15 protein-coding genes are annotated in these 14,888 nt (G+C 68.3%); 14 read left to right on the forward strand and 1 reads right to left on the reverse strand.

Going from position 1 to position 14,888, the window contains the following annotated elements:
- Positions 1 to 217: 217 nt before the first annotated feature.
- Entirely contained in the window at positions 218 to 1,366 is a 1,149-nt protein-coding gene (locus ACUTAG_RS16755) for a porin (RefSeq protein WP_006386810.1), read from the forward strand.
- 242 nt (positions 1,367 to 1,608) lie between these two features.
- On the opposite strand, the gene ACUTAG_RS16760 is transcribed toward ACUTAG_RS16755, so the two are convergent.
- Positions 1,609 to 1,869, reverse strand: coding sequence for a hypothetical protein (locus ACUTAG_RS16760; RefSeq protein ID WP_006386811.1), 261 nt, complete (start codon positions 1,867 to 1,869; stop codon positions 1,609 to 1,611).
- A 206-nt stretch (positions 1,870 to 2,075) separates the two neighbouring features.
- Here ACUTAG_RS16760 and ACUTAG_RS16765 point away from each other — a divergent pair, with 206 nt between their 5' ends.
- From ACUTAG_RS16765 to ACUTAG_RS16825, 13 genes are all read left to right on the forward strand, one after another.
- Positions 2,076 to 3,200, forward strand: a complete 1,125-nt coding sequence (locus ACUTAG_RS16765; protein WP_006386812.1) for a cupin domain-containing protein — start codon at positions 2,076 to 2,078, stop codon at positions 3,198 to 3,200.
- Between the two features lie 89 nt (positions 3,201 to 3,289).
- Positions 3,290 to 4,201 (forward strand): fumarylacetoacetate hydrolase family protein, encoded by a 912-nt coding sequence (locus ACUTAG_RS16770; RefSeq protein WP_020925409.1) that lies wholly within the window; start codon positions 3,290 to 3,292, stop codon positions 4,199 to 4,201.
- Positions 4,202 to 4,259: 58 nt separating this feature from the next.
- Positions 4,260 to 5,429, forward strand: coding sequence for an ABC transporter substrate-binding protein (locus ACUTAG_RS16775; RefSeq protein ID WP_148317683.1), 1,170 nt, complete (start codon positions 4,260 to 4,262; stop codon positions 5,427 to 5,429).
- Entirely contained in the window at positions 5,426 to 6,340 is a 915-nt protein-coding gene (locus ACUTAG_RS16780) for a branched-chain amino acid ABC transporter permease (RefSeq protein ID WP_006386815.1), read from the forward strand. The genes ACUTAG_RS16775 and ACUTAG_RS16780 overlap by 4 nt, the downstream gene beginning before the upstream one ends.
- A complete protein-coding gene (locus ACUTAG_RS16785; RefSeq protein ID WP_024067573.1) occupies positions 6,337 to 7,323 on the forward strand; it encodes a branched-chain amino acid ABC transporter permease in 987 nt (328 codons plus the stop codon). Before ACUTAG_RS16780 ends, ACUTAG_RS16785 begins: the two co-directional genes overlap by 4 nt.
- A 94-nt stretch (positions 7,324 to 7,417) precedes the next feature.
- The gene (locus ACUTAG_RS16790) at positions 7,418 to 8,173 is read left to right on the forward strand and encodes an ABC transporter ATP-binding protein (RefSeq protein WP_006386817.1); all 756 of its coding nucleotides are present in this window, start codon (positions 7,418 to 7,420) and stop codon (positions 8,171 to 8,173) included.
- Positions 8,160 to 8,852, forward strand: a complete 693-nt coding sequence (locus ACUTAG_RS16795; RefSeq protein WP_006386818.1) for an ABC transporter ATP-binding protein — start codon at positions 8,160 to 8,162, stop codon at positions 8,850 to 8,852. Before ACUTAG_RS16790 ends, ACUTAG_RS16795 begins: the two co-directional genes overlap by 14 nt.
- A 19-nt stretch (positions 8,853 to 8,871) precedes the next feature.
- Entirely contained in the window at positions 8,872 to 9,909 is a 1,038-nt protein-coding gene (locus tag ACUTAG_RS16800; protein ID WP_020925407.1) for a carbon-nitrogen hydrolase family protein, read from the forward strand.
- Positions 9,910 to 9,993: 84 nt separating this feature from the next.
- Positions 9,994 to 10,755: a GntR family transcriptional regulator gene (locus tag ACUTAG_RS16805; protein ID WP_020925406.1), complete on the forward strand. Its 762-nt coding sequence runs from the start codon at positions 9,994 to 9,996 to the stop codon at positions 10,753 to 10,755.
- Positions 10,748 to 11,632: an alpha/beta hydrolase gene (locus tag ACUTAG_RS16810; RefSeq protein WP_148317681.1), complete on the forward strand. Its 885-nt coding sequence runs from the start codon at positions 10,748 to 10,750 to the stop codon at positions 11,630 to 11,632. Before ACUTAG_RS16805 ends, ACUTAG_RS16810 begins: the two co-directional genes overlap by 8 nt.
- A gap of 25 nt (positions 11,633 to 11,657) precedes the next feature.
- Positions 11,658 to 12,572, forward strand: coding sequence for a LysR family transcriptional regulator (locus ACUTAG_RS16815; protein ID WP_006386825.1), 915 nt, complete (start codon positions 11,658 to 11,660; stop codon positions 12,570 to 12,572).
- A 174-nt stretch (positions 12,573 to 12,746) separates the two neighbouring features.
- Entirely contained in the window at positions 12,747 to 13,739 is a 993-nt protein-coding gene (locus ACUTAG_RS16820; protein ID WP_006386826.1) for a Bug family tripartite tricarboxylate transporter substrate binding protein, read from the forward strand.
- Positions 13,740 to 13,824: 85 nt separating this feature from the next.
- A complete protein-coding gene (locus tag ACUTAG_RS16825; protein WP_148317679.1) occupies positions 13,825 to 14,769 on the forward strand; it encodes a succinylglutamate desuccinylase/aspartoacylase domain-containing protein in 945 nt (314 codons plus the stop codon).
- Positions 14,770 to 14,888: the final 119 nt, after the last annotated feature.

Raw genomic sequence — 14,888 nt, forward strand, 5'->3', positions numbered from 1 at the left:
CGTTGTGACACACCGGAGCGCAAGCCCCGATGTGGCTTGGGTGTCGGGCTCGCGCCACAAATTCGTCCGATTTTCATCGATGATGATCCGCGTGTGCCGAGGTCCCAAAAACTGACATACAGCGTTCCTAGAATTCGTTCCGGTCATGCGCGGAATCGCCGCTCGTGTTGCGTGCCGACCCGCATGCGCATGTCTGTTCAATCAACGGGAATCTGTAATGAAAAAGACTCTGTTCGTCACCGCTCTGTTCGCCGCGCTGTCCGGCGTGGCGCATGCTGAAACCTCGGTGACCCTGTACGGCCTGATCGACACCGGCGTGGGCTTCCAGCGCATCAAGGGCAACGACGGCTACAAGGAATCGAAGGTCGGCATGTCCAACGGCGTGTCCAGCGGTTCGCGCTGGGGCCTGCGCGGCGCCGAAGACCTGGGCGACGGCCTGAGCGCCGTGTTCACGCTGGAAAGCGGCTTCAACTCGGCCAACGGCCAGTCGGGCCAGAGCGGTCGCCTGTTCGGCCGCCAGGCCACCGTCGGCCTGAAGGGCGATTCGTGGGGCCTGCTGGAATTTGGCCGCCAGACCAACATCGCCTCGAAGTACATCGGCGCGATCGATCCGTTCGGCGCCAGCTACGGCCAGGCCAACGTTGGCGCCGCCTTCGGCGCCGCCAACACGGTCCGCCACGACAACATGGTCATGTACCAGACCCCGTCGTTCAGCGGCTTCCAGTTCGGCCTGGGCTACTCGTTCAGCGCCGATGACACCAAGGACGGTCGTATCAATCAGAGCACGGGTCGCCCGACGACCAGCCAAGTTGGCTTCCGCACCGCGGAGAACACCCGCGCCATCACCGCGGGCCTGCGCTACGTCAACGGCCCGCTGAACGTGGCCCTGACGTACGACCAGCTGAACATGGCCAACCAGCTCGGCACCGACGAGAAGCCGAAGCAGTGGATCATCGGCGGTTCGTACGACTTCGAAGTGATCAAGCTGGCGCTGGCCTACGGCCAGACGCGTGACGGCTGGTTCACCGGCCAGTCGCTCAACGCCTTCGGCAGCGGCAGCCCCGAAGGCAAGAGCCTGAGCAGCAACGCCGTGGCCAAGGACTTCAAGTCGAACTCGTACCTGGTCGGCCTGTCGGCCCCGGTTGGCGGCGCCGGCAATGTCCTGTTCTCGTGGCAGCGCGCCGACGCCAACAACACCTCGTTGACCGGCGGCGACGACACGATGAACATCTACAGCCTGGGCTACACCTACAACCTGTCCAAGCGCACCAACCTGTACGCGCTGGGTTCGTATGCCACGAACTTCGCGTTCATCGACGGCCTCAAGAGCACCGTCGGCATGGTGGGCGTGCGTCACCGCTTCTAAGCGGCGGCCAGCGATCCGGCTGCGCGCGCGGGTTGCGCGTCGCCGGACGCCGCGGTTGCATTGAGCGGACTGGGCGTCTTACCCGGCCACAGACGCGAAAAAAGCGGCCACCTCCCTAGCTCCACTCTCAGTCCGCTCACCCCAACTTCGGCGGGATGGGCACATGCTCAGCGGTCCATGCGCCGCCGGCACCGCGATGCGGCGCCGGCGGCGTTTGCATTGGCGCGGCGGTTGCGGCCAGGTCAGTCGTCGAGCGACGGCACGGTGCCGATCTGCGCCAGGATGCGCGGCGATTCCATGTCGCCGGTTTCCTTGTCGATCATGACCTCGTAGGCGGCGACGCCGGCGAACTTGCCGGCCATGGAGTTGGCGATGCGGATGGCGCCGAACTCGCTGCTGGCGGGCCGGATTTCGCCGGGGGCCACGCCATTGGCGGCGGTGCGGTAGGGAACGACGATGTACTGGACGACGTGAGTCTGGGCGATTTGAGCGGCTTCGGACACAGGAGTCTCCTGGAAGACGTTTTTCGGGCGAGCGCAATGTAGCACGTCGCACTGTGTTTTTGTACAGTATTTTCGGATTCGTCGCCGTTTTTTTTGAGGCGGGCAATGGCCCCAGGAAAACCCCTAGCGCGCAATCATTGCCCGATTCCTTTGCTGCATCTAATATTTTCGAAAATCTTTTGATTTTTATAAAAAAGAGGCAAGGGATGGAAGCGAACAGGTACGACGCCTATCGGGAAGACACCGCCGGCCGCGCCAACGTGGCGGACTCGCCGGAGCGCATCGCCTATTACCAGGACCTGGCGCGACTCGAGACCGGCGCGCTCTGGACGGTGGCCAACAAGATCGAGCCGTGGGCGCCGCGCTCGGCGTCGGTGCCGGTGGTCTGGCGCTACCAGGAACTGCGCGGCCACGTGCTGCGCTCGGCCGAGCTGGTTTCTCCGGAAGAGGCCGGCCGCCGCGTGATCTACCTGAACAACCCGGGCCGGCGCGACGTTGCCGCTGCGGTCGGCTGGCTGTATTCGGGCCTGCAGGTGATGCGGCCGGGCGAACTGGCATCGGCGCACAAGCATTCGCATTCGGCGCTGCGCTTCATCATGGAAGGCAAGGGCGCCTTCACGGTGGTGGACGGCCACAAGATGACGCTGGGCGCGAACGACTTCGTGCTCACGCCCAACGGCACCTGGCACGAGCACGGCGTGGCCGAGGACGGCACCACCTGCATCTGGCAGGACGGCCTGGACATCCCGCTGGTCAACGCGTTCGAGGCCGGCTTCTACGCCGTGCATCCCGACCTGAACCAGACCGTGACGCACCCGGTGGACGACACCAGCGCGCTGTGGGGCAGCGCGGCGCTGCGGCCGCAGACGGCGGGCTGGACCAAGCCGTATTCGCCGCTCTTCAAGTACGAATGGGAGCCCACCTACGAAGCGCTGCGCCGCCACGCGCGGGTATCGGCGGGCAGCCCCTACGACGGCATCCTGATGGAATACACCAACCCGGCCACCGGCGGTCCGGTCATGCCGACCATCGGCGCCAGCATGCAGCTGCTGCGTCCGGGCGAGCACACCAAGGCCCACCGCCACACCGGCAGCTTCCTTTACCAGGTGGCCAAGGGCAGCGGCTTTTCGGTCATCGACGGCAAGCGCTACGACTGGACCGAGCGCGACATCTTCTGTGTGCCGTCGTGGGCCGTGCACGAGCACGCCAACCTGTCGTCCAACGACGACGCGTGCCTGTTCTGCTTCAACGACCTGCCGGTGATGCGCGCGCTGGCGCTGTACCGCGAGGAAGCGGTCAAGGACAACGACGGCCACCAGAAACTGATCTAGCGGCTGCGCCAACCCCACTGAATTTTCATCCGCCGCCCGGCGCAAGCCGGGCGCCTGTCTCAACTCGTCTTGAATTTCCTGGAGTTCCTATGCGCTTGGTAACTTTTCGCGCCCATCCCACCGCCGCCGCCCGCCTGGGCGCGCTGGCCGAAGGCTATGTGATCGACCTGGCCCTGCTGGGGCAAGCCGGCGGCGTCGCGCTGCCGGACGACATGCTGGCCTTCATCGACCTGGGCCCGGTAGCCGTGGCGCAGGCCTCGAAGCTGATGGAGTCGTACCGCGGCGCCTGGCCCGTGGGCACCGCGCTGCCGCAGGAGAACGTCAAGCTGCTGGCGCCGATTCCGCGTCCGCGCAAGAACATCTTCGGTATCGGCCTGAACTACGTCGAGCACGTTGCCGAATCGAGCCGCACGCTCGATACCTCGGCCGACCTGCCCAAGCAGCCGGTGATCTTCTCCAAGCCGCCCACCACCGTGATCGGTCCGGGCGACGCCATCGAGCACAACGCCAAGATCACCCAGCAACTGGACTGGGAAGTCGAACTGGCGGTGATCATGGGCCGCCGCGCCACGCGCGTGGCCGAGGCCGACGCGCTGTCGTACGTGTTCGGCTACAGCGTGATGCTGGACATGAGCGCGCGCGACTGCCGCCGCGCCGGCCAGTGGATCTATTCCAAGGGCCAGGACACCTACGCGCCGTTCGGCCCCTGCATCGTCACGGCCGACGAGATCCCCGATCCGCAGGTGCTGGACCTGTGGCTGACGGTCAACGGCGAGAAGAAGCAGGGCTCGAACACGCGCCACATGCTGTTCAAGGTGCCGTTCCTGATTTCGGACATCAGCGCCGGCATCACGCTGGAGCCGGGCGACATCATCGCCACCGGCACGCCCGAGGGCGTGGGCGCGGGCCGCAAGCCGCAGGAGTGGCTGTGGCCGGGCGACGTGGTGGTGGCGTGCGTGGAAGGCATCGGCACGCTGCGCCATCCGGTGGTGGCGGTCTAGGTGAAATTCCGGCGCGCGTCGCGGGGCGGCGCGCGCGGCGGTCTCCAAGGGGAAAACAATGATCAAGCAAACAATGTTGGCGGCGGGCCTGGCCTGGACGCTGGGTGGCGTGGCGCATGCGGCCGAGCCGGTCAAGATCGGCTTCATCGCCACGCTGTCGACGCCGGCCGGCTACATCGGCGAGGATGAGCGCGACGCGTTCAACCTGGCGATCAAGCTGGGCGGCGGCAAGCTGGGCGGGGTGCCGGTGCAACTGGTGATCGAGGACGATGGCCTGAAACCGGCCAACGCCAAGCAGGCGGCCGACCGGATGCTGCAGTCGGGCATCAAGCTGTTCACCGGCGTGAACTTTTCGAATGTGCTGGCGGCGGTGGCGCCGGGCGTGGTCAAGTCGGGCGCGTTCTACGTCAGCCTGAACCCGGGCCCGTCGAGCTTCGCCGGCGAGAAGTGCGACCAGAATTATTTCGTCGCCTCGTACCAGAACGACGCCTTCCATACGGCGGGCGGCGTGGCCGCCAATGAACTGGGCTACAAGCGCGTGGCGCTGCTGGCACCCAACTACCAGGCCGGGCGCGACGCCATCGAGGGCTTCAAGCGCACCTACAAGGGCGAAGTGGTCGCCGAGATCTACACCAAGCTGGACCAGTCGGACTTCTCGGTCGAACTGGCGCGGGTGCGGTCGCTGGCGCCCGACGCCGTCTACCAGTTCCATCCGGGCGGCACGGGCATCAACTTCGTCAAGCAGTACGCCGCGGCGGGCCTGAACAAGACCGTACCGATGCTGATGCCGAGCTTCTCGATGGACGCGCGCATGATCAAGGCCACCGGCGACGCGGCGCTGGGCGCGTACACCACCGGCATCTGGTCGCAGGATTTCGACAACCCGCAGTCCAAGGCCTTCGTGCAGGCCTTCAAGGAGGCCTACGGCCGCGTGCCCACCGACTATGCCATGCAGGCCTACGACACGGCGCAGCTGATCGGCGCGGGCCTGAAGGCCACCGGCGGCGACCTGTCGCGCCAGGCCGAGTTCCGCGCCGCGCTGCGCAAGCCGGAGTTTGCCTCGCTGCGCGGCAAGTTCAGCATGAACACCAACCAGCATCCGGTGCAGGACCTGTACCTGATGCGCATCGACAAGGACGCCGACGGCGGCCTGTCGCCGCACCTGGTGCGCAAGCTGGTGTCCGATGACAAGGACGCCTACGCCCAATTCTGCAAGATGCCGTCATGACCTTGCTCTTCGAACAGTTGCTCAACGGGCTGCAGTTCGGCGCGATGCTGTTCCTGCTGGCCGCCGGACTGACCCTGATCTTCGGGATCATGGGCGTGGTGAACCTGACCCACGGCTCGTTCTACATGGTGGGCGCGTACTGCGCGGCCTACGCCATCGGCAGCACCGGCTCGTTCCTGGCGGGCGTGCTGGCGGCGCTGCTGGGGGCGGGGCTGTACGGGCTGTCGGTCGAGGTGGTGGTGATCCGCAAGCTGTACAAGCGCGACCACCTCTACCAGGTGCTGGCCACCTTCGGCCTGCTGCTGTTCTCGAACGAGGCCGTCAGCCTGATCTTCGGCCGGCGCCCGCCGCTGGTGGGCATTCCGTCCTTCCTGGAAGGCGCGGTGACGCTGGCGCCGGGGTTCCAGTATCCACTGATCCGGCTGTCGTTCATCGCCGTCGGCGCGCTGGTGGCGGTGGGGCTGTGGTGGCTGGTGAACCGCACCCGCATCGGCATGCTGATCCGCGCCGGCGCCGATGACCGCGAAATGGTCGACGCGCTGGGGATCGACATCAAGAAGCTCTACACCCTGGTGTTTGGTTTGGGCGCGCTGCTGTGCGGGCTGGCGGGCGTGATGGCGGCGCCGCTGCTGGCGGTGGAGATCGGCATGGGCGAGCGCATCCTCATCACTACCTTCGTGGTCATCGTGATCGGTGGCGTGGGCTCGGTGCGCGGCGCGCTGGCGGGGGCGCTGCTGGTCGGCATGGTCGACAGCATGGGGCGGGCCTTCCTGCCGCAGCTGCTGGGCGCGGTGTTCTCGCCGGCCACGGCGGATCCGCTGGCCGCGGGCCTGGCGTCGGCCAGTATCTATGTGTTGATGGCGATCGTGCTGATCGCCAAGCCGGGCGGGCTGTTCCCGGCGCGAGGATGATGATGGCAAAGACACTTTCGAATCGCGCGCGCTGGGGGCTGGCCGGGCTGATCCTGCTGCTGGCGTTGCCGGGCGCGGCGGCGGCCACCGACACGCCGTTCCTGATCGGCGTGGTGACGCGCTTCCTGATCTACGGCCTGGCCGCGGTCAGCCTGGACCTGGTGATCGGCTACGGCGCCATGGTCAGCTTCGGCCACGCGATGTTCTTCGGGCTGGGCGGCTATGCGGTGGGCATCATCGCCTTCCACACCACCGAAGCCGGACCGCTGTTCGGCTGGGCCGGCAGCAACGCCGCGCTGGTGGTGTGGCCGATCGCGCTGGCGGTGTGCGCGCTGGCGGGCTGGCTGTTCGGCTACCTGGCGCTGCGCACGCGCGGCGTGCAGTTCATCATGATCACGCTGGCGTTCGGGCAGATGGTGTATTTCATCCTGGTGTCGCTGCAGTTCTATGGCGGCGACGACGGGCTGATGATCTCGCAGCGCAATGTGCTGCCGGGCCTGAACCTGGAGAATCCGCTGACGTTCTACTACGTCTGCCTGGCGCTGCTGACGGTGTGGACGCTGCTGTGCATCCGCGTCACCAACTCGCGCTTCGGCATGGTGCTGCAGGCGCTGCGCCAGAGCGAGCGGCGCGCCATCAACCTGGGCGTGGCGCCCACGCCGTATCGCCTGAGCGCCTTCGTGCTGTCGGCGGTGGGCACGGGGCTGGCGGGCGTGCTGTGGGCCAACTATGCCGGGCTGGTGACGCCGGACATGGCGGCCTGGACCAAGTCGGGCGAGCTGATGGCCATCGTCATCCTCGGCGGCGTGGGCACGCTGCTGGGTCCGATCGCGGGCGCGGCGGTGTTCCTGGGACTGGAGCAGATGCTGTCGTCGCTGACCGAGCATTGGCTGCTGTACATGGGGCCGGTGCTGGTGCTGGTCGTGCTGTGGGGGCAGAAAGGGCTGTTCGGTCGCTTGCTGGAGACGCGCCATGCGGATTGAACCCACCCCCGAAGCGCTGCGCGCTCCCCCCTCAAGGGGGCATGCCGACGGCCCGGCGGAGCCGGCTCCGTGGCATCCCGATGAGGCATCGAACATGCAGACACTGTTGCGGCTATCCGGGCTGCGCAAGGCCTTCGACGCGGTCGTCGCCACCAACGGCGTGGACCTGGACGTGCGCGCCGGCGAAATCCACGCCATCATCGGCCCGAACGGCGCCGGCAAGTCGACGCTGATCGCGCAGATCTGCGGCGAGATCCGGCCGGACTCGGGCACCATCGAGCTGGACGGACGCGACGTGACGGCGCTGCGCGCCTTCGAGCGGGCCCGCCTGGGACTGGGCCGCTCGTTCCAGATCACCGAGCTGTGCCAGGAATACACCGCGCTGGAAAACGTCATCCTGTCCAGCATGCTCAAGGGCGGCCGCGCCTTTGGCGCATGGTCCGATCCGCGCCGCGATGCCGGCCTGAAGGCGCAGGCGATGCAATGGCTGACCCACGTCGGCCTGGCGGAGCGGCGCCACGTGCGCACCGCCGACCTGGCGCACGGCGAGAAGCGCCAGCTCGAACTGGCGGTGGCGCTGGCGCGTTCGCCGCGCCTGTTGCTGCTGGACGAGCCCATGGCCGGCATGGGGCCGGAAGAATCCGCGCGCATGACGCGCCTGCTGCTGGGCATGAAGGGCGACTACGGCATCCTGCTGGTGGAGCACGACATGGACGCCGTGTTCGCGCTGGCCGACCGCATCAGCGTGCTGGTCTACGGCAAGGTGGTGTTCAGCGGCGCGCCCGACGAGGTGCGGCGCCATCCGGAAGTGCGCGCCGCCTACCTGGGAGAAGAACATGTTGAAGGTTGAGGGCCTGACCGGCGGCTACGGGTCGAGCAAGGTGCTGTTCGGCATGGCCTTCGAGGCCGCCGAGGGCGAGGTGATCTCGTTGATCGGCCGCAACGGCATGGGCAAGACCACCACCATCAAGACGCTGATGGGCATGCTGCCGGCCACCGGCGGGCAGGTCCAGTTCCGCGGCCAGACGCTGGCGCGGCCCGCGCCCAGCGCGGTGGCGCGGCTGGGCGTGGGGCTGGTGCCGGAAGGGCGGCGCGTGTTCGGCTCGCTGACGGTGGAAGAAAACCTGGTGGCGACCTCGCGCGCCGCGCCAGGTGGCTGGGACCTGGCGCGCGTCTACGCGCTGTTCCCGCGCCTGAAGGAGCGCCGCGCGCAATCGTCGCGCACGCTGTCGGGCGGCGAGCAGCAGATGCTGGTGGTCGGCCGCGCGCTCATGACCAATCCCAAGCTGCTGATCCTGGACGAAGCCACCGAAGGGCTGGCGCCGCTGATCCGCCAGGAAATCTGGCGTTGCCTGCGGGCGCTGAAGGCCGAAGGCCAGACCATCCTGGTGATCGACAAGAACCTGCCCGAGATGGCGACGCTGGTGGACCGTCACTACATCGTCGACAAGGGCCGCGTGGCCTGGTCGGGCGCGCCCGCGGAACTGTCCGCGCAGCCCGAACTGGCGCAACGTTATCTCGGCATCTGACCGCAATAGGAGCACACGCATGTTGAACCTGCCCGTTTTCAAGGCCGCCGCCGTCCAGGCCGCCCCGGTGTTCCTGGACACCGACGCCACCGTCGACAAGACCTGCGCGCTGATCGCCGAGGCCGCCGGCAACGGCGCCAGCCTGGTGGCCTTTCCCGAAGTGTTCGTCTCGGCCTATCCCTACTGGAGCTGGGTGATGAACCCGGTGCAGGGCAGCCCGTGGTTCGAAAAGCTGTGCAAGAGCGCGATCGAACTGCCCGGCCCCGAGATCCGCCGTATTGCGCAGGCCGCGCGCCAGCACCGCGTCAATGTGGTGGTGGGCGTGAACGAGCGCAGCCGCCACGGCGTCGGCACGATCTACAACACCATGGTCTTCATCAACGACGAAGGCCGCATCCTGGGCCGCCATCGCAAGCTGGTGCCGACCTGGGCCGAAAAGCTGACCTGGGCCCATGGCGATGGCGAATCGCTGCGCGTGTATGACACGTCCGTCGGCAAGCTCGGCGGCCTGGCCTGCGGCGAGAACACCAACACGCTGGCGCGCTTCTCGCTGCTGGCGCAGGGCGAGATGGTGCACGTCGCCAGCTATATCTCGCTGCCGGTGGCGCCGCCCGATTACGACATGGCCGAGGCCATCCGGCTGCGGGCGGCGGCGCATTCGTTCGAGGGCAAGGTGTTCACGGTGGTGTCGTGCTCGACCATTTCCACCGAGATCCAGGACGCCATCAGCGCCAGCCATCCGGAGGCGCGCGAGATGCTGGCGCGTCGCAACAGCGCCTTTTCGGGAATATTGGGGCCGGACGGGCGCGTGATCGGCGAGCCGCTGATCGACGACGAAGGCATTGTCTACGCCGATATCGACCTGTCGCGCTGCATCCAGCCGCGCCAGATGCACGACATCGTGGGTCACTACAACCGTTTCGACGTGTTCGACCTGCGGGTGAACCGGCGCCCGCTGCAGGCGGCGCGCTACGACGACCTGGCCGAAGCGGGCGCCGCCGACCTGGATGGCGACTTCGAACCGCTGCCCGACTCGCCGCGCGAGGCACGGGGGTGAGGGCGGCCGCGCCGCGGGTAGAATGGGCCGCCTGAGCGCCCACCGGCCGCGCCGCCGAACGCCAGCTGACATCTGGAGAGCACGTTGAAGCCAAGAATCAAAGCGTCCCGCCAGGACGAGCCCGGCGCCGACGGGAGCGCCGAGGTAGAGGAAATCACGCTGTCCGAGCAGGTCTACCGCCTGCTCCGGCGCGACATCATGAGCGGCGCGTTCGCGCCGGGCCAGTCGCTGCGCCTGGAATTGCTCAAGCAACGCTACGGCAGCAGCTTTTCCCCGATTCGCGAGGCCCTGAACCGGCTGCGCAGCGAACGCATGGTGATCACCACCACCTCGCGCGGCTTTCGCATCGCGCCGCTGTCGGTCGAGGAAATGTGGGACGCCTGCGAAACCCGCATCCTGATCGACTGCGACGCGCTGCGGCGCTCGCTGGCCAATGCCGACGACGCCTGGGAGGCGCGCCTGGTCGGCGCCTACCACGCGCTGACGCTGGCCGCGCAGCGCGCCGGCGAGGCCGTGCCGCCCAGCCAGGAACTGGAGGAATCGCTCGAGGCGCGCCATCTGGACTTCCACCATGCGCTGATCGGCGCCTGCCGCTCGCACTGGCTGCTGGACCTGTCCACGCAACTGTACGCGCAGACCGAGCGCTACCGGCGCCCGGCGCGCGCCGGCGCCACCGCTTACGGCCCCGAACGCAATGTCGACGACGAACACCGCCAGCTGCTGGAGGCGGCGCTGTCGCGCGACGTCGAGCGGTCGGTGGCGATGCTGGCGGCGCATTACCGCAAGACGGCGCAATTCATCGAACACATCATTTCCCAGGAAGACAGGCAGGCCATTCATGCGTGACGCGGACATCGATCTCTTTTTCCCCACCATCGCCGAGCGCGAGGTGCAATACAACGCCCGTGAATCGGTGGCCGACTTCGACGCCTGCGTGCGCCGCTATGCCGAATCGGCCGCGGCGGTGAAGTCGCGCCGCCCCGGTCTGCTGAACCTGCGTTACGGCATGGGTCAGGACGAGCGGCTGGACCTGTTCCTGCCGGCGGCGAACCACGGCCCGGCGCCGCTGTTCGTGTTCATCCACGGCGGCTACTGGCGCGCGCAGCGCAAGGAAGACGCGCCGGTGATGGCCGAGGCCTTCAACGCGGCCGGCGCGGCGGTGGCGGTGCCGGAATACACCCTGGCGCCCGAAGCGACGCTGCCGGAAATCGTGCGCGAGATGCGCTCGGCGCTGGCCTGGCTGTACCACAACGCGGCGACGTACGGTGTCGATCCCGAGCGTATCTACGTCGGAGGCAGTTCGGCCGGGGGGCATCTGGCGGCGATGCTGGCCGCGCCCGCCTGGCCGGCGCGCTACGGCGTGCCGGACGACGTGATCAAGGGCACGCTGGCGCTGAGCGGCCTGTTCGACCTGCGGCCGCTGTGCGACGTCCTGCCCAATACCTGGCTGCAACTGACGCCGGAGCAGGCGGCGCGCCACAGCCCGATCTTCAACCTGCCCGAGCGCGCCGGCCCCATGTTGCTGGCCGTCGGCGGCCTGGAAACGCAGGGTTTCAAGAACCAGACCGAAGCCTTCGAGCGCGCCTGGACCGGCGCGGGCCTGCAGGCCACGCGCATCCCCACGGTCCATTGCAACCACTTCGACCTGGTGAACGAGCTGGAAAACCCGGCCAGCGAGTTGACCCGCGCCACCCTGGCGATGATGGGCCTGGCGCAAGCCTGAGCGGGTTGACGGAGACGGGCGCGCGATGGCCGACCTGAAACTGCTCGAAGACCTGATCGCGCTGGCGCAGAGCGGCAGTTTCGTGCGCGCCGCCGAGGCGCGGCACGTCACGCATCCCGCCTTCGGGCGCCGCATCCGCGCGCTCGAGGCCTGGGCCGGCGCGCCGCTGGTGGAGCGCCAGCGCGTGCCCGTGACGTTGACCGCCGAGGGCGAGGCGCTGCTCAAGACCGCCACCCAGGTGGTCGAGCAGATGGGCCTGGTGCGCCATCGCATCCGCAGTTCGGGCGCGGGCGGCGAGGCGGTGCTGCGCATCGCCACCGGCCGCAGCCTGTCGCGCACCGTGGTGGGCGACTGGATCGCGCGGCTGCGCCACCGCGCGCCAAAGGTCCTGGTCGAAGGCACGCAGCTGGAAATCTCCACCGGCAAGATGGAAGACATGGCGATGCGGCTGGAGCAGGGCAAGGTCGACCTGCTGTGCTGCTACGAACATCCGGCGCTGTCGATGCAACTGAATCCGGTGCGCTATCGCTACATGACGCTGGGCACCGACAAGCTGGTGCCGGTCAGCCAGGCCGACGGCCGCGGCCGCGCCCGCTACGCGTTGAGTGAAGGCGGCCAGGCGGCGCCGCTTATCACCTATGCCGGCGGCCTGTCGATGGAGCGCATCCTTGGCGACCGGCTCGAAGCCACGCCCTACGCGCTGACGCCGTTCGTGCGCATCGATTCGCTCGATGCCGCGCATGGGGCCGCGCTCAAGGGCCTGGGCGTGGCCTGGCTGCCGTGGTCGATGGTGGCGGCCGATTGCCGCCGCGGCACGTTGGTGTCGCTGGGCGGGCGCAGCGACGAGATCGCATTCGAAGTGCGGCTGTACCGCTCCCGCGCGCGCCTGGCGGACCTGGCCGAGGCCGCCTGGGAAGCCACGGCGAATCGCAAGGCCTAGGGGGCATCGCCCGCCAAGGGTGCCCGGCACCGGCGAGCCGGCCGCTTGCAACCAAATCAGCACGTAAATGTGCTGATTTGGCACGAAGTGGGCGCGATGCGCGCAGCAGAATGTCTCCCGATATTCCAAACGAGGCGGCGCCGCCGTCCACCACAGCACCCCAGGGAGAAACCCATGATTTCGATCACGCATCCGCTGCGCGGCGCGCTGGCCGCGCTCTGTGCCGCGTCCACGCTGGCCGTGGCCGCCCCGGCCATTGCCGCCGGCTACCCCGATCATCCCATTTCGCTGGTCGTCGGCTATCCCGCCGGCGGCAGCGTCGACCTGACCGCGCGCCTGTTCGGCGAGGAGCTGGCCAAGCGCATCGGCCAGAGCGTGGTGGTCGAGAATGCGGGCGGGGCCGGCGGCACCATCGGCGCGCAACGCGTGGCCCGCGCCACGCCGGACGGCTACACGCTGCTGCTGGGCTCGACCAACGAAATGGTGGTCGCCCGCATGATCAACAGCGCCGTCAAGTACGACGGCGCCAAGGACTTCACCGCGCTCGGCGTGATCGCCTCGCAGCCCATGGTGCTGGCGGCCAGCAAGAATTCCGGCGTGAAGACCGCTTCCGAATACCTGCAGAAGCTGCGCGCCACCGCGCCAGGCAGTTTCAACTACGGCTCGTCGGGCGTCGGCACCACGCTGCACCTGGCCGGCGAGATGATCAACCAGGAGACCAAGACGCGCGCCGAGCACGTGCCGTATCGCGGCGTCTCGCCGCTGGTGACCGACCTGATGAGCGGCCAGCTGGATTTCGGCATTCTGGTGCTGTCCTCGGGCCTGCCGCAGGTCCGCGCCGACAAGATCGTGGCGCTGGGGGTGACGCAGCCCAAGCGCTCGCCGGTGGCGCCGGAGATTCCCGCGCTGGCCGAGACGCCGGGATTCGAGGCGGTCGACCTCGGCATCACGTTCTCGCTGTACGGCCCGGCCGGCCTGCCCGAGCCGGTGGCCGCCAAGCTGCGCGAGGCGCTGGCCGATACGCTCAAGTCGGAACAGTTCCGCGCCAAGATGCTGGAAGCCGGCGGCGTGCTGGCGCAGCCGGGCGTGGATCCGGTGGCCTCGCAGGCGGCCGAGACGCGCAAGTATGGCGAGCTGGTCAAGGCGGCCAAGATCGAGGCGCAATAAGCGCGACCCGTTTCCATGCCGGCGGCCGCCCAGCGCGGCCGTCGGCGCATCCAGATCCCCACACCGCATCAACGCAGGCTATTTCATGGATTTCACCCTTCCCGTTCCCGACCTCGCCGCCGAGCGCCTGGGCAATACCGATACGCCGGGCGTCTGGCATTTCGACTCGGGCGTGCCCGGCCGGGCCCTCATGCTGTCCGCGCTGGTGCACGGCAACGAACTGTGCGGCGCCTGGGCGCTGAAGGATCTGCTGGCGGCGGGCCTGCGGCCGCGCCGCGGCAGCCTGACGCTGGCGTTCTGCAACCTGCCGGCCTTCGACCGTTTCGACCTGGCGCGGCACGACGCCTCGCGTTTCGTCGACGAGGACATGAACCGGGTCTGGAGTGCCGAGCGCCTGGACAATCCCATCAGCAGCGACCGCCGGCGCGCCGCCCAGTTGCGGCCGTGGGTCGAGCGCGCCGACTGGCTGCTGGACCTGCATTCGATGCACGAGCCGGGCGCGCCGCTGCTGCTGACAGGCGTGCTGCCGCGCAATATCGCGCTGGCGCGACGCTTGAAGGCGCCGCAGCATGTCATCGTGGATGCCGGCCACAAGGACGGCGTGCGCATGCGCGACTTCGCGCAGCTCGGCGATCCAGCGCGCGACACGGCCTGCGCGCTGCTGATCGAGTGCGGCTTTCACGGCGACCCGGCGGCGCGCGATGTTGCGCGCGACATGGTGGCGCGCATGCTGGTTGCGTCGGAGGTGATGGACGCGGCTGACATCCCGGCCGGCTGGCTGCAACCGGATGCCGTGGCGCAGCGCGTGCTGGAAGTGACCGACGCGGTGGTGGCGCCGTCGATGGACGTGAGCTTCGCGCAGCCCTGGCAGGGCCTGGAGACACTGGAGAAGGCGGGATCGGTGATCGGCTGGGCCGACGGTCGCGCGATCGTGTCGCCCTATGACCGCTGCACGCTGGTGATGCCGTCGCTGCGCCAGCTCAAGCCGGGCGTGACGGTGGTGCGATTGGCGCGCGATTACGCGGATTGAATGGCTCCGGCGCGATGACGGCGGTCGAATGACGAGGAGGGCGGACGTGGCGCGCGCGCCGCGTCCGCCCTCCGCCCCAGGGCCATGGCGCGCGAGGCGTCACGCCCCGGGGCGGTCCA

The organism is Achromobacter sp. CSND-B12 (genome assembly GCF_052906545.1).